This is a genomic window from Bacillus sp. NEAU-Y102 (assembly GCF_054788175.1).
This window is the reverse complement of record NZ_JBTWFK010000012.1, coordinates 49714-70372: the sequence shown is the minus strand read 5'-3', so window position 1 is coordinate 70372 and position 20659 is coordinate 49714. Positions and strand designations below refer to the sequence as shown.

23 protein-coding genes and 2 other annotated features are annotated in these 20659 nt (G+C 35.0%); of the genes, 11 read left to right on the top strand and 12 right to left on the bottom strand.

Annotated features, from left to right (window positions below; genetic code table 11):
• Positions 1-65: 65 nt before the first annotated feature.
• Positions 66-1250, bottom strand: coding sequence for an MFS transporter (locus ACYFX0_RS25125; RefSeq protein WP_074790675.1), 1185 nt, complete (start codon positions 1248-1250; stop codon positions 66-68).
• A gap of 107 nt (positions 1251-1357) precedes the next feature.
• Positions 1358-2668, bottom strand: coding sequence for an APC family permease (locus tag ACYFX0_RS25120; RefSeq protein WP_460271993.1), 1311 nt, complete (start codon positions 2666-2668; stop codon positions 1358-1360).
• 64 nt (positions 2669-2732) lie between these two features.
• Positions 2733-2969, bottom strand: a binding site (T-box leader).
• A gap of 166 nt (positions 2970-3135) precedes the next feature.
• On the opposite strand from ACYFX0_RS25120, the gene ACYFX0_RS25115 reads away from it, so the two are divergent.
• Positions 3136-3363: a hypothetical protein gene (locus ACYFX0_RS25115; RefSeq protein ID WP_000562245.1), complete on the top strand. Its 228-nt coding sequence runs from the start codon at positions 3136-3138 to the stop codon at positions 3361-3363.
• A 77-nt stretch (positions 3364-3440) separates the two neighbouring features.
• Here the strand turns inward: ACYFX0_RS25115 and ACYFX0_RS25110 are convergent, their stop codons facing one another.
• From ACYFX0_RS25110 to ACYFX0_RS25100, 3 genes are all read right to left on the bottom strand, one after another.
• Complete coding sequence (locus tag ACYFX0_RS25110) at positions 3441-4256, bottom strand: hypothetical protein (protein WP_247727636.1); 816 nt, start codon at positions 4254-4256, stop codon at positions 3441-3443.
• A 129-nt stretch (positions 4257-4385) separates the two neighbouring features.
• Positions 4386-5168, bottom strand: a complete 783-nt coding sequence (gene yidC, locus ACYFX0_RS25105) for a membrane protein insertase YidC (protein WP_000920528.1) — start codon at positions 5166-5168, stop codon at positions 4386-4388.
• 28 nt (positions 5169-5196) lie between these two features.
• Positions 5197-5481, bottom strand: a complete 285-nt coding sequence (locus ACYFX0_RS25100) for a hypothetical protein (RefSeq protein ID WP_000394930.1) — start codon at positions 5479-5481, stop codon at positions 5197-5199.
• Positions 5482-5758: 277 nt separating this feature from the next.
• On the opposite strand from ACYFX0_RS25100, the gene ACYFX0_RS25095 reads away from it, so the two are divergent.
• Positions 5759-6652, top strand: coding sequence for a YitT family protein (locus ACYFX0_RS25095; protein ID WP_000530044.1), 894 nt, complete (start codon positions 5759-5761; stop codon positions 6650-6652).
• Positions 6653-6762: 110 nt separating this feature from the next.
• On the opposite strand, the gene ACYFX0_RS25090 is transcribed toward ACYFX0_RS25095, so the two are convergent.
• Positions 6763-7284: a GNAT family N-acetyltransferase gene (locus ACYFX0_RS25090; protein ID WP_000406909.1), complete on the bottom strand. Its 522-nt coding sequence runs from the start codon at positions 7282-7284 to the stop codon at positions 6763-6765.
• A gap of 460 nt (positions 7285-7744) precedes the next feature.
• On the opposite strand from ACYFX0_RS25090, the gene ACYFX0_RS25085 reads away from it, so the two are divergent.
• Positions 7745-8131 (top strand): DUF3938 domain-containing protein, encoded by a 387-nt coding sequence (locus ACYFX0_RS25085; protein WP_001077773.1) that lies wholly within the window; start codon positions 7745-7747, stop codon positions 8129-8131.
• 247 nt (positions 8132-8378) lie between these two features.
• Here ACYFX0_RS25085 and ACYFX0_RS25080 read toward each other — a convergent pair whose 3' ends face one another.
• The 4 genes from ACYFX0_RS25080 to ACYFX0_RS25065 form a co-directional block, all read right to left on the bottom strand.
• A complete protein-coding gene (locus ACYFX0_RS25080) occupies positions 8379-8519 on the bottom strand; it encodes a DUF3985 family protein (RefSeq protein WP_000404758.1) in 141 nt (46 codons plus the stop codon).
• A 96-nt stretch (positions 8520-8615) separates the two neighbouring features.
• Positions 8616-9668 (bottom strand): site-2 protease family protein, encoded by a 1053-nt coding sequence (locus ACYFX0_RS25075; protein ID WP_137073847.1) that lies wholly within the window; start codon positions 9666-9668, stop codon positions 8616-8618.
• Positions 9669-9710: 42 nt separating this feature from the next.
• On the bottom strand, positions 9711-10418 hold the full coding sequence (locus tag ACYFX0_RS25070; RefSeq protein WP_000837717.1) for a DUF3169 family protein: 708 nt from the start codon (positions 10416-10418) through the stop codon (positions 9711-9713).
• Positions 10408-10629: a helix-turn-helix transcriptional regulator gene (locus ACYFX0_RS25065; protein ID WP_000776170.1), complete on the bottom strand. Its 222-nt coding sequence runs from the start codon at positions 10627-10629 to the stop codon at positions 10408-10410. Before ACYFX0_RS25065 ends, ACYFX0_RS25070 begins: the two co-directional genes overlap by 11 nt.
• 164 nt (positions 10630-10793) lie before the next feature.
• Between ACYFX0_RS25065 and ACYFX0_RS25060 the strand changes: the two genes are divergently transcribed.
• Positions 10794-11585, top strand: a complete 792-nt coding sequence (locus tag ACYFX0_RS25060; RefSeq protein ID WP_106081641.1) for a hypothetical protein — start codon at positions 10794-10796, stop codon at positions 11583-11585.
• Positions 11586-11763: 178 nt separating this feature from the next.
• On the opposite strand, the gene ACYFX0_RS25055 is transcribed toward ACYFX0_RS25060, so the two are convergent.
• Positions 11764-12378 (bottom strand): DedA family protein, encoded by a 615-nt coding sequence (locus ACYFX0_RS25055; RefSeq protein ID WP_000454763.1) that lies wholly within the window; start codon positions 12376-12378, stop codon positions 11764-11766.
• A 400-nt stretch (positions 12379-12778) separates the two neighbouring features.
• On the opposite strand from ACYFX0_RS25055, the gene ACYFX0_RS25050 reads away from it, so the two are divergent.
• The 6 genes from ACYFX0_RS25050 (at position 12779) to ACYFX0_RS25025 (ending at position 17681) form a co-directional block, all read left to right on the top strand.
• Positions 12779-13222 carry a DUF3978 domain-containing protein gene (locus tag ACYFX0_RS25050; RefSeq protein ID WP_000388763.1) on the top strand — a complete coding sequence of 148 codons (444 nt, stop codon included), beginning with the start codon at positions 12779-12781 and terminating at the stop codon, positions 13220-13222.
• A 30-nt stretch (positions 13223-13252) separates the two neighbouring features.
• Positions 13253-13714 (top strand): L,D-transpeptidase, encoded by a 462-nt coding sequence (locus ACYFX0_RS25045; RefSeq protein ID WP_016078144.1) that lies wholly within the window; start codon positions 13253-13255, stop codon positions 13712-13714.
• 364 nt (positions 13715-14078) lie between these two features.
• Positions 14079-14744: a response regulator transcription factor gene (locus ACYFX0_RS25040; RefSeq protein WP_000148834.1), complete on the top strand. Its 666-nt coding sequence runs from the start codon at positions 14079-14081 to the stop codon at positions 14742-14744.
• The gene (locus ACYFX0_RS25035; protein WP_000201951.1) at positions 14722-16164 is read left to right on the top strand and encodes a sensor histidine kinase; all 1443 of its coding nucleotides are present in this window, start codon (positions 14722-14724) and stop codon (positions 16162-16164) included. Before ACYFX0_RS25040 ends, ACYFX0_RS25035 begins: the two co-directional genes overlap by 23 nt.
• 141 nt (positions 16165-16305) lie before the next feature.
• Positions 16306-17208 carry an EamA family transporter gene (locus ACYFX0_RS25030; protein WP_000357151.1) on the top strand — a complete coding sequence of 301 codons (903 nt, stop codon included), beginning with the start codon at positions 16306-16308 and terminating at the stop codon, positions 17206-17208.
• 218 nt (positions 17209-17426) lie between these two features.
• Positions 17427-17681 (top strand): hypothetical protein, encoded by a 255-nt coding sequence (locus ACYFX0_RS25025; protein ID WP_000154129.1) that lies wholly within the window; start codon positions 17427-17429, stop codon positions 17679-17681.
• Positions 17682-17722: 41 nt separating this feature from the next.
• Here ACYFX0_RS25025 and metG read toward each other — a convergent pair whose 3' ends face one another.
• Positions 17723-19357 (bottom strand): methionine--tRNA ligase, encoded by a 1635-nt coding sequence (metG, locus tag ACYFX0_RS25020; RefSeq protein WP_460271992.1) that lies wholly within the window; start codon positions 19355-19357, stop codon positions 17723-17725.
• 51 nt (positions 19358-19408) lie between these two features.
• Positions 19409-19679, bottom strand: a binding site (T-box leader).
• Positions 19680-19793: 114 nt separating this feature from the next.
• On the opposite strand from metG, the gene ACYFX0_RS25015 reads away from it, so the two are divergent.
• Positions 19794-20612 carry a class I SAM-dependent methyltransferase gene (locus ACYFX0_RS25015; RefSeq protein ID WP_001072257.1) on the top strand — a complete coding sequence of 273 codons (819 nt, stop codon included), beginning with the start codon at positions 19794-19796 and terminating at the stop codon, positions 20610-20612.
• Positions 20613-20659 lie beyond the last annotated feature (47 nt).

Here is a 20659-nt window from a genome sequence, read left to right as displayed (position 1 = left end):
CTATACACCCTTTCTCCATTTCTCTACTAAAACCTGCAATTTTTTACAAATAAAAAAAGAACCTATCAAACGATAGATTCTCCTTTCGCAAACTGAGTAGAGCGTCCTCTCGTAATCGAGAAAATCGCGCAAAGCAGTGCTAATATAATAAAGCCACCGCCTACCCAAGCGTTATATATAACAGATGATTTTTCAATAACAACTCCGCCTACTGTTGAACCGAGTGCAATTCCTAAATGAAGCGCAGAGTTATTTAAACCTTGCTGGATACCAGCTGATTCCGGTGCAATTTCAATTAAATAATTTTGCTGTGCTGGTGAAATCGCCCAGCTCAGCATACTCCAAAGTCCCATCATAATGATGAAGAGTGGAAATGAGAATGTCATTAATGGCAACATGAAGATTGCACATGCAAATACGATAATAATCGAGATAATACTTTTCTTCGATCCCCATTTATCAGCAAGCCATCCACCGAATCCACCGCCGATTACTGCTGCGATTCCGAAAATGAAGTAAAACACACTAATCCAATTTGCTTCAACATGCATAACATCTTTTAAAAACGGTGTTAAATATGCATACAATGTTAAATGCCCCGTTAAAAACAAAAATGATGTTAACTGTGCACTTACAATTTTTTTATCTTTTAAAGTAGCAAGTTGTTCTTTTATTGATAATACCGATGTCGGTGGTACTTTCGTTAAGAACAATGAAATACAAGCAATTGCCATAACTGTTAATACTGAAATCAATACAAATGGCGCACGCCATCCGTATGCATTTCCGAGTACAAGACCGAGCGGTACTCCAAGTACAAGTGATCCACTAATTCCCATAAAAATGATTCCAATTGCACGCGCACGAAAATGCGGTTCTACTACACTAGAAGCAAGTGTTACCGATAGTGCAATAATTAATGAACCACTCGCCGCACAAATAACCCTTGAGAACATTAGCATTCCGTAATTCACACTAAATGCCGAAATAATATTTCCGATTAAGAAAATCGATAATGCTCCAACATACAATGTTTTTCTTTCAAACTTCCCTGTCAAAGCTAATAGAACTGGACCTGACAAAGCAAATACTACCGAAAATATTGTTATAAGCTGACCAGCTGCGCTAATAGATACTCCTAAATCATTGGCAACTAAATCGAGCGTTCCTCCTATAATTAGCTCAACCGTTCCGACTACGAAAGCCGCGATAGCTAAAATATAAACACGAAAATTCAAGTCTTTCCCCACGCTTTCTATTTTGGTTACTACGATTATAGTAACCAAAATAGAAAGTGGACGCAAGTACAATTTTTTTACAGTAAAAAAGGTAGGCGTATTATACGCCTACCCTTCCATCATTCTGTTTCTTTCTTCTTATTCAAGTACCAATACACCGGAAGTCCCGTAAAGACAATTCCAATTGATAAGAAACAACTTACCGGATCATTAATAATCGCACTACCGATTACAAAGAACGAACCTAAAATCGCAACGATTGGTACGATTGGGAATAACGGTACACTATATGCACGCTCTTTATTCTTATTACGTTTCCTTAAAATGAAGACACCAATAAACGTCATTACATAGAAAATATAAATAATGAATACGGAAATCTCAGATAGCTTATTTGGATCACTAATAATCATTAAAATAATTCCTAAAATGATTTCAACAGTAATTGCATTTGCTGGTGTTTTAAATCTCGGACTTTCCTTTGCAATAAACTTAGAAAATGGAAGTTGTCCACGTTCTGCCATAGACATTGGAATACGTGGGAACGTTAAAATCTTTCCATTTAAACAACCGAAAATAGAAACGATAATACCGATACTAATAATTTTCCCACCATATTCTCCAAGTAACATACCAGCAGCTGTCGCTGTTGCATTTTCTCCAAGGTCTACAATTTTTGCTGCTGGTAATACATTTAATAACGCCAAGTTAATTAATACGTAAGCAGCAGTTACGATTAAAATCCCCACTGTCATTGCTTTCGGTAATAACTTTGTTGGATTCTTCATTTCTCCACCAATCGAAGCAAGTAAAATCCAGCCGTCATAAGCAAATAACGTTGCTAAAATTGCCATACCGATACTTTGATTTTCCGATATTGGCACAACTACGTTAAAAATATCGCTATTCCCTTTCCAGAAACCTAGCACAACAATTAACACAATTGGAATCATCTTCCCAATTGTCGTGATTGTTTGAACGATACCTCCGTATTTTGTTCCCATACTATTTACAACGCCAAGGAACACAACCGTTCCAATTGCGATTGGTAAATTCCATACTCTATCTAAATAGAAAAAATTAATCATTAAAGAACTAAAGTATAAACCTAATGTTCCGATAATAGCAGGTCCATAAACAATTGTTTGCATCCAACCTGATAAATATCCCCAAAAACTCCCGTAAATCTCCTCTAAATACGTATACAACCCACCATTTTTCGGGATTTGCGCTCCAATTTCAGCTACTGTTAAACCACTTGCTAGCGTCAACAGACCACCAATTACCCAAGCAAGAATGGCCATATTAGAACTCCCCGAGTAATCTAATACGCTCCCTGGTTTCATAAACACACCAGATCCAATAATCGTTCCTACTACGATAGAAAGTGCTACCGTTAAACCAATTTTGTTCTTCTCATCATGATGCATGCTGCGTATCCTCCTTCCAATCCTAGTGTGATGCAAAAATGAAATAAAAAAACACTCCTCCCTAAAAAGGGACGAGTGTTGTATTCGTGGTTCCACCCTTGTTTCAATTCGTAAAGTAACACACTTCACCAATTTCTCAAGTCTAAATAACGGTTTTTGCCGGCAAGCAATTACTAGATGTTCGTTCACTGCTGCAGTTCAGAGGTGGTAATCTATTTTTCCGTATTAGGAAGCTCACAGCCAAAGGCTTCCCTCTCTGGGAATCGTAAAAAATTAATCGTGTCCTCATCATCACTTCTTGATGTCGAATTTTGTAGTTATTGTTCATTATATTGAATTGTTATAAAAAATCAATATAATTTTTTATATAACATAGGAAATATTTCTCTTCTTATATTATAACAGAAGATACAAAACTTCTCTAATTCCCTAAAAATGGTATAATTAATTTAGGAGGTGTACCAATAATGATTGCTGTCTTTTGTATCATCGCTACGTTTCTCTCTGTTCTATTCGCTATCATGTATCGAAACAAGTATCCTGGTTATAGCATTTTAGCGGTAGCTATTATACCAGCTGTTTCCTTCTACGTATTGGGTAAATATCAATATACGGAAGTGTTTATCGGTTTTGCAATCTTCTACTGCGTCTTCGGATACATACTAACAATGAAAAGAATCTTATTGAATCATTAAAAGAGACCGATTTCTATAAGTAGAAATCGGTCCTCGCATGTACCTTCCGGTTGCCCCACGAAAGATACATAAATCAATTATTTATCTTCTTTTTTCATAAAAAACTTGTGATGCGGAAGATCCACATTTAATTCCTCTAATTGTTTCTTTTCATTGTCTAAAATCGCTTTTGCTTTTGTTTTTGTTGCTTCATCTAATCCCGCAAAGATGTCTTCACGCTTCTCTTTTTCTGGAAGTTTCACACCTAATTTTGTTAATTCTTCTTTTGCTTGCTCATGCGTTAATTTTCCAGATTTCTTTTGCTCTAAAATCGACTTCGCTTTCTCTTTCGCCTGTTCATCTAAGTTAGCAAACATGTCTCCATGCTTACCTTTCTCCGGCATTTTCACGCCTAACTTTGTTAATTCCTCTTGCGCTTGTTCACGTGTTAATTTACCGGACTTTTCTTGCTCTAAAATCGACTTCGCTTTCTCTTTCGCCTGTTCATCTAAGTTAGCAAACATGTCTCCATGTTTACCTTTCTCCGGCATTTTCACGCCTAGCTTTGTTAATTCCTCTTTTGCTTGCTCATGCGTTAATTTTCCAGATTTCTTTTGCTCTAAAATCGACTTCGCTTTTGCTTTCGCCTGATCATCTAATCCTGCAAACATGTCTTTACGCTTCTCTTTCTCCGGAAGCTTTACACCTAGTTTCTCTAACTGTTTCTTTGTATCGTCCATAATTGTTTTTACTTTTTGTTTTGTAGCGTCATCCAAATCCTTTTTCGCCGTTTTTGTAGACTGTTCAGCTGCTGGAGTATTCGTTGCCGCGAATGCCGGAATACCGACTCCTCCAATGATTCCGAATGATAAAGCACCTGCAATCGCTAAATACCCAACTGTTTTCTTCTTCATAGGAAATTTCCTCCTTCATATTTCTAAAGCATGTACACTTTCGTATACAATGCCAATAGTAATGTTGGTTTCTTAAAATTTCCTTAACGATTCGAATAAAAAACACCGCTCATAATGAGCGGTGTTTCTCTATGCTTTTTGTAATTGTAACTCTTCACGTTCCATTATTTTTCTTAATACGATTGTTTGTGTCATTGTAAATAAGTTACCTGTTATCCAGTACAATACAAGTCCTGATGGCGCCGCAAACCCCATAAATAGAATCATTGCCGGCATCATAATTTGCTGTATCTTTAGCATCTGTACTTGTTCTCCAGGTGTAATATTAGATTGGAAAACTTTCATCTGAATAAATGTCGTTAACGCTGCAATAATCGGTAATATATGATATGGATCTGCATGTCCTAAGTTCACCCATAAAAAAGAAGATGTGCGAATCTCTTCCGTTCTGCTAATCGCATAATACAAAGCAGAGAAAATCGGCATTTGTATAAAAATTGGCCAGCAACCAGCAAGTGGATTCCAACCGCCTGATTTCATTAGCTCTGACATTTCTTTTTGATACTGCTTTTGTTTTTCAAGATCTTTGCCTACATCACCGTACTTTTTCTTTAGCTTCTGCAATTCAGGTTGCATTTTCTTCATTTTCGCTTGGCTACGATATTGTGAAACAGCTAATGGAATCATTGCTGAACGAATAACGAGCGTCATAATAATGATTGCAATCCCAAAGCTAGCTCCAGGTATATGATGAGCAACAAATTGAATCATAAACGAGATTGGATATACGAAATAATGATCCCAAATCCCAGTACTATGTGCATCAATTGGGGCTGCATTACTGCAGCCAGATAAAACAAAAACAAGTAATAATGATAAACTAACGAGCACAGCTCGGTATGATTTTAACATGTTCATTCCTCCAATGTTTCGTAATTATTTAGCGAAACATTGGTGTATACGGACCGACCTCATCATTCTCTTCACTTGATTCTTGTCTACGTACAGAACGAATCATTCCATATTTATAAAAAATAGAAAATAGCGGTACATTTCCCGCACTATCTTCACATGTATCAACTAACGCAAAAGCTCTTTGTCTACCGCTTGATGCTTGTTGACGCACAAAGCGAGAAACATTAGCAAGGAAGAAAACTTCTAATAAACAAAGTGCCGTCGTTACAAACGATATATATAGAATTGCATCCTGCAATAAAAATTCCATCGCTTCACATCCTTAATAAGGTCATTTTAGCACATTAGGCAAACATTCTCTATTTCCTTTTATTTTCAAAAAAAGTATTTTGCATATTTTCTCAAGAAAACAATAATTAAGAAACGTTGTATTCGCTTTCTTTAGTATATTCACACACATCAATGAATAGGCTTGATTTATTAGAAATTTATAAAATTTTTGCATTATAATAAAACTATTGCCAGTTTTTGAAAAAACCTTTATTCTCTTCTTGTAATCAAAAATGAATATGGAGATGAAACATACTATGGGTCAACTAGGAGACGCCGATTACGTTCCCGACACCGCCTTTTTATCCTTCCCAGCAGCTAAAACATTTCATTTAGAATTTATGATACAGTTGGTTGTTATTTTTATAGCTTCTATTTTGTATGCAATTTCTATGAATATGTTTTTTATCCCGCATAATATGATTAGCGGTGGATTCGCTGGTGTAGGGATGATTATCGGTTATTTAATGCACTACAATATCGGTGCACTTATCTTTTTACTAAACATTCCTCTTCTTATTTTAAGTCACTTTTACTTAGGCAAGAAGACAACCTTTTTAACAGCGTACTTTGTAGCTGTGTCATCTTTAGCGATGAATATTATCCCGGTACACCAAGTTTCAGACGATATTTTACTTTCTTCTGTATTCGGTGGTGTTATCTGCGGAGCAGCTTCAGGAATTATATTCCGATTTGCTTCTTCAACAGGTGGTTTTGATGTTGTTGGATTGATTGTAGCAAAATATCGAGATGTTTCAATTGGAGCAATCATATTTGTATTCAACTTAATCTTACTTGTCGCAGCAGGTTTTATTTTCGGATGGGATATTACACTTTATACGTTAATTAGTCGATTTGTAGTCAGCAAAGTTATCGATGCTGTGCATACGAAACATATTAAATTAACGATAATGACTATTACAGAAAAAGGCGAGGAAATAAAAAGCGCACTACTACATCACGGCATACGCGGGGTGACAATGGTAGACGCTGTCGGCGGCTATACAAACCATAAGAAAAAAATGATTTACACTGTCGTGACTCGCTATGAGTTAGGCGAAATGAAACGTATTATCCGTCAAGTGGATAACAAAGCATTTATGAACATTACTGAAACAGTTGAAATTGTCGGCCGTTTCAAACGTATATAAAAAAGGTTAATACATTAAAGGGCATAACATATTAGTCATATATACTATGTTATGCCCTTTGTTATTCAACTAACGCACCCTTTAGCATAATAAAATCACGAAGTTTATTACTACAAATCGGAGGATAACATTCCATATACAAAACTATCTGTCCATTCATTTTTATTCCAAAAATCTTGTATGAAATGGGCTTCCTTTCTCATACCTATTCGTTCACACAATTTTTTTGAAGCTGTATTACGTGCATCAAGATTAGCTTGTATACGATGTACATTACATTCATTAAATAATTTAAACACCAAACTACTTACTGCTTCTGTTGCCAAACCTCTTCCAACTACTTCATTTGAAAAACTATAACCAATCTCAACAGTATCCTTCATATTTGTGTACCATACGGATAAGTCACCAACTACTTTAGTCTTGTATATAACTGCCAAACTTAATATTGATTCTTCAGTAAGTGCATTGTTTGCTAGCTTCTTATTAAATCTTTTCTGCATGTCTTCATGAGTCCACTTATTATGTAATAGGAACTTACATGTATCATCATTATTATAAATAGCAAATACATCCTGTAAATCAGTACTCTTAAAAGGTCTAATTATTAATCTTTCTGTTGTGATCTCCAAGTTAGCTCCCCTCCCTTACATTCATGCTACAAAACATTTTTTATTGTATTTAAGCCTCCTTCTTAGATCTCACCTTGATTACATATTTCATCATAATAAATTAAAATCCTTCTTCCACTAAACTGCATTGTTAATGGTATTTCCTTACGCTTTTTATTTTTTACACTTATTACAAAATCAGATAATTCTATTATTATGTCCCTAAATGTGTTATAATGAAAGCAGACTCACAAAAAAAGAGTATATAGACTTGGAAGTTTCTCTTATTTTACAAGCAAAAAGAAACGAGCAGTCGGGTATATTTCAGACACCATACACGTAACGGTTTAAACAACCGATCATCTTAGTTACTCTTCAATGATCTTTTTATAAAAAGATACGTACAATTAAAACTCACTTCAATATACTATACCTACCTTTTTGACTTCCAAATCATCTTATTACATAGGGAGATGAACATATGAATCAATATATACGATATACAATAGCTGTCCTGTTTGCTATTATCGGCGGTACGATTTGTTTCTGGACAAACACACAGCTTGGAGAGAATATCATTTTTAATGGAATCGAAACACTTGTAAGCGCTTCAATTTTAGGCGGATACATTTACTTCCTCTTCAATCCAGAAGAAAATGCTCAGAAAACAATGTTATTAACAATGATTGGAATCGTTGGTGGATGTATTTCCTACTCAATGACAAACTATACATTACCACTTCAATTAAGCTCAGCTTTCTTCCACGGTCTATGGACTTGGTTCATTGCATTCTGCTTAGCAGACGTATTCAACCTATTACAAGACAATGAAGAAGATAGCGGTCGCCAAATTGAAAGTAACTCTTAAGCTGGAAGGAATTCTTCCAGCTTTTTTATGTTGGTTTGCATACACCGGCACTACAATAAAAAGAAGCTACCCAACGGCAACTTCTTTTCCACATACCCCACTTCGTATTCACTTAAATATATCAACGATTTTTCAAATATATCGATCGTTTCTCCACTTATATCAACGATTTTTTCATTATATCAACGATTCGGCACAAGATATCGATTTAACGACAACCTTAGACATCCAAAACGTACAACATACCCTATCCCCCAAGCAACTTACTGCCGAACTCTACGATTAAAAAGATAATCAATAGGATCGCGAGTATCTTTAATGCTACATATGCTACTTTAAAAACAACATAAATGAGCAAGACTATCAAAATAATTGATAAAATTTCCATATTTACTTCCTCCAAGCTTTGCTCTTCTTATCTCATTTTACTCGCCCTAGGCTGTTTATGGAACGGCATAAGATGACATATAAAAAAGAGGATACCTCACCCATCGTAAGATACCCTCTCTTTCAGCTGCTTAAACCATTCTCTTTCTAATTGTAAATATCCCATCTCACTCTTCTCGGCGCTCTTTAATTCTTGATCGGCTTTCTTCATATAAGTACGGGACGCTTCCATATTGCCCTCTACATATTTAATAATCCCTTGTGTACGGTAATATCCACTTAGGTCCATTTTTGTAATAGCCTTTGCATGTTCCTTTGCTTCTTGCAAAGAAAGACTATCCATCTGATAAAGGGCTTTATATAAAAGGTACCAACTATGAAAACTACTAACGAAAAACTTATTTTCTTTCGTTACAGGTAATTGAACAATTCGTTCTATATACGGTATCGCTCTTTCCATTCCCTCTTGATCTGCACGAGCAAAAAAGACGAGCATAAGTCTACTCATTATCTCCCTTATCCCTTTATTCTCTTTTATTTTCTCCTCACTCAATTCTACTAATCTTTCATCCCAATCTTTCGGTCTTTTATAACTAAATAACTCACTCGATATTTGAATCTCATATAAGTGATTTCTAGCTCTTTCATCATCTTTAATTAAAATAAGAAATTGCATCCCATCACTCATAAGCATTCCTTTTATCGGCACAATTGTAACCGCAAAGATTGCAAAATGGAAAAAGGAAAAATATAAAAGATATTGATAATAACTCACCATGTATATGTAACCGGAAGTAATACCAAATAGTAAACTCGTAATCGGTCCACCTAAAGTGAGCCACGCCCACTTTTTCGAAAGATTCGGTGTCTCTATAGAAGGTGGTACTAATGTTGCAACACCTCCAAAGTACGCCCATAATTTATTTTCTCGAATGCGTACTTTCCCCTTCTCTTTTTGGAAAGTAATCGGCCCTACTGTCATAAATTTAAAATTCAAACCACCTATTACACCAAATACTACATGTCCTAACTCATGAATGGCTAACACTAACAATGCAATTCCAACTATTGCCCATAGGTTCAAAATTACTTCTAATTTCCCAGTTCGGATTACTCCGTATAAAATGGACAGAATTAGCGCCACTGTCATTGAGCCAGCTGGCCTTCTTAAAATATCCACCTTTTTCTCCCCTTAATAAATCATTTTTCTCTGCATTTCGTACATGAACTTCCCGAGATGCAATATCCAAATAAATGAGATTAAACCAATTAACACAAAATCGATATCACTAGCAGCTGTATATATAACGGCAGCCCACCATACATATGCCAATATTGTATTCGTAAATTCATACGCTTTATATCCAGCCTCATGCACAATGTGCTTTAATCCTTCATCTGCGTTTTTCGTCCACATTTTCATAGATTCCATATACGTTACACCTTGTTCAGGGTATAGCTTATTATAACGATTTTTTGTTATGAGCCCGATAATCACTACAGTAGTTAAACAAACAATAGAAGCTACTAAATTCCACACCGCAAATGAAACATTAGTATCCTGCAACAGTGCACGTCTACATGTAATAACTGCATATACAAACCATGCCTGCGTCACTATATCACCTACACGTAAATATATACTTATAATGCCTAATTTTCTGCCTTGTACGCTCTCTTCTTCATCGCGTGCCTCCGCTAACATACGCGTATTCTTCCAAGTGTAGTACATCATTAAGATTCCAAAAATAGTACATATGCCTATAAATGTATTGGATGATAATTTTCTCGGTTCATCCGAGAGTAAATTTAAAGCTATATAAGACGTTAAAAAGCCACCCATCATACTTAATGCTATTTTCCCCACAGAATCAAATTGTTTTTTTCGTTTACTCTTCATCATCCTCTTCCCCCTCCACTAACGTGAATATTTCCTCCACCGATACATTGAAAATTTGTGCGATTTTTAACGACAATACAATAGATGGTGCATAATCCCCGCGCTCAATTAAACTAATCGTTTGCCGTGATGATCCAATCGCTTTCCCTAAATCCCCTTGTGATAAACGATGCTTTGCTCGCAATTCCCTCACTCGATTTTGAAGCTTCATGTCTTCCCTCTTTTTCATTTATTTAATTAAAATTGTAAATAATATCCTTATTTTTGTCAATTATAATTGTCATTTTGACGTTAATAATTGACAAAAATAAATATGTATTATGATGGAAATAACCTATATAATGAATGTGAAATATTAAACAAAGGAAGTGACATATGAATAAAATATCTACTTTTTCCTATATTCTTACTAAGCTTACAGCGACTTTCTTGTTATTATCACTTATTAGCACGCTTCTCTTAACAACTAGTCAACAAACATTATATAGTTTCTTAGCTGGATTACGAGAACTACTATTTGTTCCCTTCGTTCCTATTCTTGCTGCATATGCAATTTTTTGTTCTATTTGCATCGATAAATTGAAATTAAAAACACATACAAGAATGAAGACAATATTACTTTATATTTTTTGCGGCTATTTATTTTTTCTTCCCTTCCTAATATTTAAAGAAGCTAGTCTAATACAGTTCTTGTTACTCGGATCAATTGGAGCAGTATGTTCTCTTTCTTTCTTTTTATTTACAGTCATAGCAACAAAATTTAAGTGGGTACAATATTTCGTACCAAGCATTATGTTTATTATATTTATTACAATCAACTTAGTAGATTTAGAAAGGTTTGGAACATCAAAAGAACAATGGGTCGAAACAAAAACAGATAACTCTTTCGAAGCATCTTTTCAACATTTTAGTGGTGAACATAAAGTCCCAATTGAACTAAAACGAGGTGACATATTAGAATTCACCATTGAATCACGAGCTGATAATTCGAATGGCTACATGGGAGACGTAAAAATGGCTAGTGAATTTCAAGAGGAAGAAAATTACTTAGCTCCAGCTGGCCCTAATACATATCATTTCGCGGCAATTAAGACAGGAACTTATTACATTATAGTTAGTGGAAATCAGCTAAAAGGAAAGTTAAAAATAGATTGGAATATAAAGTAAAACTTTAATCAACCCTCACCAATCGGGCTTTTACGGGCAACAGGGCCCCCACCTAACTTCTTTGCTTCCGCTGAATTTTGAGGTGGGGGTCTTACCGCCCGGCAAATAGCGGGATAAAATAAAAAAGGCAGTGCTTTTGCACTGCTCTCCTAAATTCTGACATAGAATGGATTTCATATTAGCTTGCGTTTTGTAGTAATACTCGTTTTAACTGCTTACGGAAACGAATACTTAACGTAACCGCTACAATCACAATCACTCCAAAAATGATTTTACCGATATGACCTTCTAACGCTCCAAAGATATCATGTAAGTTTCCACCTAACCAGTAACCACCGATTAAGAAGAATGATACCCAAAATAGAGCGCCTGAATAAATTGTAATGGCAAAACGACGGAATGGTAAATTAATAATTCCTGCAAAGTATCCTGTGAAATGACGTACACCAGGAATAAAGAAACCAATAAAAATCAGGAAGTACCCATACTTATCAAACCACATTCTCGTTAAATCAATTTTTCTTTGTGTTAAAAATACGTATTTTCCATACTTTTGAATGAAAGGCATACCTAATTTATTTCCTAAAAAGTATTGAATCGTCATTCCTACACTTGTCCCAATAAAGGATAGAATGATTAAAATCGGTAAACTTAAATCACCCTTCTGCGCTAAAAATCCCGCATATGCTAATGTGGGCTCTCCCGGAAACGGAAGTGCAATATATTCTAACAGCAAGCCGACAAGTACAACATAGTATCCGTATTGCTGAAATAATTCATGAATCCATTCCATGTCATCTCTCCTTTCAATCACGTACAACTTCTTACTATTATTGTATAAAAAAATTGTCGAAATAACTATCACAATAGCTTACATTTTTATTACATTTTTGTAAGGGTCACACTAATGATTTCTGTTCTTTATTAATTAGTAAAAATCATTTTTTAAGTCAAAATAACAAAAAGACGCATTAATATCATGCAAATTTTATCCATTTTTTAACACTTAAAAACCCCTCTAATTTTGTTCTCAATAAAAAACCACCACAAACTCATCCTAACTTCATATTAGCTTCATATACGTATTGTAAGATTATATCGGAATTTGTTGAAAAATTTAACCAATATATGACTAAGCATTAATTTGAATAAATATAAGTCGTTTTCGAAATTGAAAAAAGGGTGAATACGAAATGGAAGCATATAAAATGCACGATTTTATTAATACAAATGTTGAATCTCATCAAAATGAAACCGTTTTTAATTTACACATGTGTGAAACAAGTGAATTTGACGTAAGTTTAACAAAATCTACAACACTATCTTTTATCGTTTCAAAAAAGAATATTAAAATTGTCACGAAAAAATGGATTAATTCAAATCAAGAAAGCATGATTGGCAAAAGCTACATCATTCCAACAAAAGCTTTTCATTATTTCTTACCAATCATTTCTGAAAATGAAGATGAGCTAAATATTCAAGTTCAAAGTTTTGGACTACGTGGTGAGCTTTTATTAAATGAAAGATTACTTATTGATAAAAACAACAAACACAACAGCAAAATCACTGCATTCTTTGAAACATTAGATGAAAATGTAAATAAAGCTTTACGAGGATTACAACTTCATTGTATGTAAGACTATTACGATAGTAAAAGGAGAATAACAATGAAAAAATTATTATTAAGCGCACTATTATCATTAGGATTTTTAACTCTTCCATTAGCTAGCGCAGAGGCCGCTACAACGAAAGATCAATTAATCGTAAACACTCAGTTAAATAAAATGGATTATTATCAGGATGGAAAATTTATAAAAAGTTTTACTGTCGCTACTGGAAAAGCAGCAACACCTACACCTAAAGGAACTTTTCAAATCGTAAATAAAATTAAAAACCGCCCTTATTATACAGGCAAAATTAAAGGCGGCGATCCACGTAATCCACTTGGTGACCGTTGGCTCGGATTAAATATGGCAGGAACTTACGGAACAACTTATGCAATTCACGGAACTAACAATAATCAAGCAATCGGCAAAGCAACAACACTTGGTTGTATTCGTATGTATAACAATGATATACACTGGTTATTTGAGCGCGTTCAGCAGCAAGCTACTGTCACTGTAAAATAGCCTAAAAACAAGATTTATGTGTAGCCAAGAATTTTATGTCTTGGCTTATTTTATTTATTCATTTACAGTAGCAAAACAACTGTATTTACATATATAATAGGAATAGATTTGATTAGCTGATATTTAAACATTGATAAACGTAGATATTAAAATTATACAGTTATAATGTTTTATAAATTTTATAATACATACTATAATAGAACTACTGTAATTCTGAACTATTCAGTAACACTAAACTATTCCCCTTGCTACCTTCATGATTATTTTATAGCGGGGGCTTATTATATGTATAAACAATCTGAGTCACTCGAAAAATGATGAATTCGAATATTGCAGTAAAAAGCGTTATTTAGGAGGTGTTACTATGACGCATATACTGGTGATTGAAGACAACCCAGATATACAAGAACTAATTCGTGAATTTCTAATGGCACAAAACTTTACTGTTGATGTAGTTGGTGCTGGAACAGAAGGTATTCTTCTTTTCCAAAAAAATTCATACGATCTTGTCCTCCTCGATGTAATGTTACCAGATATAGATGGCTATAGTATTTGTAAAATTATGCGAGGACAATCTGATGTACCAATCATTATGTTAACAGGCTTACATAATGAAGAAAGTGAAATTAAAGGATTTGAGTTAGGTATTGATGACTATATTACGAAACCGTTCCATTACACTGTATTTATTAAGCGTGTAGAGGCTGTATTAAGAAGGGCAGCAACGAAGGAAGCAGAAGCTGCAACTATACTACAATTCCATGAATTGATGTTAAACTCTACAGCATATGCAGCTTATGTTCATGGTAATCAAATTGAATTGACAACAAAAGAATTTGAAATTATTTATACTTTACTGCAAAATCGAGGAAAAGTATTATCAAGAAGTGATTTGTTGAATAAGGTATGGGGCTATGAACATTATGGTGATGTAAGAGTTATAGATACACATATTAAAAACTTAAGAAAAAAATTAGGAATTACTTATATTAAAACGGTGAAAGGCATTGGCTACAAAATCGAATCGTAGCAAAGACAACATCACCAAAAATATTTTCATCAAAACCTTATTATTTTGTATTCTTTTATCACTTTGTCTTTATCAAATTATTTACTTTCTAGCTTCAAACTACGATAAAGAACATTTTGCGAAAGAAAATGGAACGCCGACTACAGAACAGGCGGATTTAGATAGGCAAAACAATCAAAGTAAAACGAATCAAAATAAAGCTGTGTCAGAGGGAAGCATTTCCAATTTCCAATCTTCTATTATAGATTATAAATCTCTTTCTACAGCTATCAATCACCTTTTGCAGCCTAGCCAAACTGCAAAAGCAAAAGAACATACACAAAACCTTTCGGGGAAAAATAGCACTTCTAATCCGCTTACAGAAGCAGAAAAGAAAGCCGCTAATAATGATGCCTTACATACACAAAATGCAGCAAGTAAAATAAATGATATAAATGATAATCCAAAGTTAGCAGATGCGTTGCAGCAATTAGCTCCACATATTGGCGCGACAATGCTTGCATTATCACTACTCGGATCTTTAATTTATACAAAACTAATTGCCAAACCTTTTCAATATATGAGCGATGCTTTAAAAGATATTATGAATCTTGATTTCTCAGATAAAAAACTACTTAACAAAAATACAGATCAAACAGATTTTAATTTGCAAGTAGCCGCTTCACAAGTACCAAATATTGTGAAGAATTTACATGCAAGCAATCAAGATTTAAGAAATGAGCTCAAAAAGGAACAACAATTAGAGCAATCTCGTAAAGAATTTATGTCTATGGTATCCCATGAATTAAAAACACCAATCGCAGCCGTTATGGGACAACTAGATGGCATGATTCACGGGATTGGAGCTTATAAAGATAGAGATAAATATTTAAAACGTTCCTATGAAATGATGCAAGATATTAACATATTAACGGAAAAAATGTCGGAATTATCCAAAATACAAAACCCTCAATTTAAACCGAATTTAGAAGTCATTTCTTTATCTAATATTATTGAGGATGTTATGAAGAAAGTAGATTACTTTGTATCTGTAAAACAATTAAATGTACAATCTAATATTAAACACGACGTACAAATTTTAGCTGATCCTAAATTTATTCAAACTGCTATTTTTAACATTATTTCAAATGCAATTCATTATACAATTGACCACCAGCACGTATATATAAAGCTTTATGAAAAACCAAACGGTTACGCATTAGAAGTATTAAATACAGGTTCACAAATTGATGAAGATAAACTTGCTCATTTATTTGAGCCTTTCTATCGTGCAAACCCTGATAAACACGGTTTAGTACAAGGTAGCGGTCTTGGATTATATATCGTGAAACAAATATTAGATAAACATCAATTTCCTTACGGAATACAAAACACAGCTCAAGGTGTAAAATGCTCCATTGTATTCCCAAAAGCAATGTAGCATTCACTATAATTACATACCCCAAACTCATACTTTATGTGTGAGTGGCGGAATTTTGTAGAGTGTCTTACTCTGTTTCGTTCGCCCGTTATCCTTATTTGGATAGCGGGCGTTTTTTATTACTTAAAAGGAGGATTTTTTATGGATAAGTTTAAATATTCATTGCTCGTTTTATTCGGTGCTTGCAGCTACGGCATACTTTCAACTATTTTCAAACTCGGATTCCTAAGTGGATTTTCAGCACATCAACTATTAGGGGGACAATATGTCTTCGGATGGATTGGACTATTTCTACTCGTTCTTTTCTTTTCACGTCATAAAGTAACAAAAAAACAATTCTTTTCATTACTAACCGTCGGAACAACAATGAGTATGACTGGAATTTTCTACGCTATTTCTGTAGAAGAGCTACCCGCATCTATCGCTGTCGTCCTACTCTTTCAGTTCACTTGGATTGGTGTCATTATCGAAGCAATTGCAAATCGAACATTTCCAAGCCGCGATAAGATCATATCTATCCTTATTTTATTTGCTGGTACATTGTTTGCAGGTGGTATATTTGAAGGCCTCGGACAAAGTTTTTCTACGAAAGGGATTATCTTTGGACTATTAGCTGCTGTCTCTTTTTCATTCTATGTTTTTGCAAGCGGACGCGTTGCTACAGATGTTCCCCCTTATACGAAAAGCTTTCTTATGACAACAAGTGCAACTCTTATCGTATGCCTATTCTTCCCGCCGACCTTTTTAACAGATGGTGCCCTGCAAGCTGGTCTATGGAAATATGCTTTTTTCCTCGGATTATTCGGCGTTGTTGTACCTGTCATTTGTTTTTCAATCGGTGTACCAAAAGTTGGAACAGGACTTAGCACGATATTAGGTGCAGCTGAATTACCAACTGCTATTATCGCTTCTATTACACTTGTACATGAAGTCGTAACCTTCATGCAGTGGATTGGAATTATTTTTATATTGCTTGGAATTTTCACTCCCCAGCTGCTTACGGCTAGGAAAGAAAGGAAACATAATCGCGTGCATAGCGCTTGAAAAAAATACAGAATTTATATAAAGTAAAACTTTAATTAGTGGGGGTTTTGTTCATCCCCCACTGATTATCAGCCCTCACCAATCGGGCTTTTACGGGCAGTTGATCCCCACCTAACTTCTTCGCTTTCGCTGAATTTTGAGGTGGAGTCTTACTGCCCGTTAATGCGGGATAAAAATATAACTACAATTAAAATAAGTAAATTTATCGGGAGGTATAAATGACTATTTTAAGCATCGTATTTTTTGCTATTATGTGTATCTTCTTCCTAATAAGATATATGAAAGAAAAGAAATTTTACGATTTACTTCTCATTCCCGTTTGTATATATGCAGGAGCAGTGAAAACTCCTTTCGTAGAGTACTTAAACTTTAATACTACATTTAAAATAACGTATGATATTGCAGCTATTATTCTTGTAATCCTTGCTGTACTTTTCTTTTTGAAAGATAAGAAAGAGAATCATACTGCATAACAAAAGACCTTTCATTTACTTGAAAGGTCTTTTTCTCTATCTCATTTTGCCGCTACATACAGCTTCTCTATCTCATGCTCAATTTGTTTTACATCGATTCGCTCAAATAATGGCTGCACGCTATCAATTCTATTCGGCAACGTATTTTGCGGTTCCCAATTTCGGTTCACAATCGACAATGTGCTTCGAACTCTTTCACTTGAAAATGGTAAAAATGGTTCAAGGAGATTTGCAAAATTAGCAATAAGATAAATACAATTATAAATCATTTCTTCACATGAAACTGGATTATCTTCTCTTTCTTTCCAAGGCTGCCTCTCATCAAAGTATTTATTTGCAAAACGTACGGCATCGAATATTGTTTCTAGCGCCACCTTAAATGTAGTTTGCTCAATCGCCTCTCCTACATTTTTATATAATCCTTCTACTTTATCCTTCAGTTCTACATTGATAGTTCCCTGCGGCACAATGCCATCATAATATTTTTCAATAAACTTTAATGTCCGGTTCACGAAGTTCCCGTATGCACCTAACAGTTCACTATTATGACTGTAAATAAATTCACGCCATGAAAAATCAGTATCACGATTTTCTGGTGCATTTACTGTTAAAAAGTAACGAATAGAATCTGGATTGTAACGTTCTAATATGTCAGGCACCCATACTGCCCAGTTTTTACTCGTAGATAACTTTCTTTTTTCAACTGTTAAATACTCATTCGAAACGATATGACGCGGGATTGCTTCCTCTCCTATTCCAAGTAAAACCGCTGGCCAAATGATGGAGTGAAATGGAATATTATCCTTGCCGTGTACATAATATGTTTGCGCATCGCTATTCCAAAACTCATGATCATCTTTTCCTGTTTCTTCAGCCCAATATTTACTCGCTGAATAATATCCTGCCACTGCTTCTATCCATACGTAAATTTTCTTATCTTCATACCCTTTCACTGGAATTGGTACCCCGATTGGTAAATCTCTTGATACAGCCCTATCTTGTAACCCTTCCTTTACATATCTTTCCGTTAATTGAATTGCATTATCACGCCATGTTCCTTTTTCTTTTGCGATTTCTACAACTTTTTTAATTTGCTGCTGAAATGTATGCAATGCAAAATAAAAATGCTCTGTTTCCTCTACAGATGGTGTACTACCACATAACTTGCATGTCTTTTCTAACAAATCGAGTGGATCTAAAATAGCTGAACACGCATCGCATTGATCGCCTCTTGCTGCTTCATGGCAATGTGGACATATTCCTTCTACATAACGATCCGGTAAAAACTGCGTACACGTTTTACAGTACGCTTGTTCCACTGTTTTTTTATAAATATAGCCTTCTTCCAATAAACGTAAAAAAACTTTTTGAACAGTTTCATGATGATGCTCGCTATCGGTACGTGTATAGCAATCATACGTAAAACCGAGATCACGAAAACATCGCTGGAATTCTTCATGGTACTTATTAGCAATTTCTTTTGCTGTCACACCTTCTTGTTTTGCTCTAATTGCAATCGGTGTTCCATTACAATCACTGCCCGAAACATACAACACATTCTCACCTTTTGCCCGGTAATAACGTGCTAAAATATCTCCAGGTAACAAACTCGCAATATGACCAAGATGTAACGAGCCATTTGCATACGGCCAAGCGCCTCCAATAAAAATACTCATCTTACATTCCTCCTTTTAAATATAAAAAAGCCCCGCCCTTATCTTAAAAAAGATAAGGGCGGGGCTGTATAAACAGTCGCGGTACCACCTTATTTCGCCAATTACTCACATAATTAGCCTTAACAAGTACGGAGCTATATGCTCTTATACTGTGGTTTTGATAACGAGTACCAACTCTCGTCGCCGCCTACTATTATCATTTGATAAGTTCAGGACGAAGCTCAAAGGCCATTGTTCAAATGAATATTCTTGCTTCTTCTCAGCTACCGAAGCTCTCTGGAAAGAATGTGTTCATCCTACTTTTCCTTTTCAACGCTTTTACGTATAAAAAGTATTGTACGACTTAATCACAGAAAAATCAAACTTTTATTCAGAAAGAAAAGGAAATCCCATCCCCCTGCCGAATAACTATACGTTCACAAAAGGAGTGATAACATTGAACCAAAAACAACTAAGCACTATTAATGAAAAAAGCTGGAATACAGCTGCTTATGAAGCTTGGACGAATCGCCATGGGGCACCGGAGGATTATGCGAAAAAAATCATGGAAGACCCTATGCGCGAGGTAGATCACTATTTACCTTACATACAATCTCCGAAAGGAAAACGTATTATTAATTTACTAGGATCAAAAGGGAATAAGGCCGTTGCTCTCGCCCTTTTAGGCTCTGACGTAACAGTTGTTGATATTTCAGCAAGTAATGCAAAATATGCAAATGAACTTGCTGATGCCGCAGGCGTTTCTATTCATTACATCGTTTCTGATGTACTAGATGTAAATCTCTCCAAATCATTTGATATCGTATTACTGGAGCTTGGTGTACTTCATTACTTTCTAGATTTAAAACCACTTTTCACCAAAATCTCTCAACTACTAAAGCCAGATGGAATACTTATCCTCCGCGATTACCATCCAATATACACAAAGCTATTAGGAGTAGACCACCCATCGTTTCGGGCCAATGGAAATTATTTCGATGAAGAATTGATTGAAGATGATGTTGCTTATAGCATTCTTCTTACAGAAGCGCAGAAAGAATCGTTACCGAAAACAACCATCCGTCGCTGGACATTAGGAGAAATTATTACAACACTCGCCGAAGAACATTTTAAGATTGAAAAACTAATTGAAGAACAGGGACCTCATCAAAAGTGGGTCTTCCCTTCTACTGCCCCAGAAGGAATTGAAGAACAAATACCCGGTCTATATACAATAATTGCGCGAGCATGCAAAAAAGGATCCCTTCACGGATAGGATCCTTTTTGCATGCTCGCGCATATAAGTTGAGGTTGGAGATTACC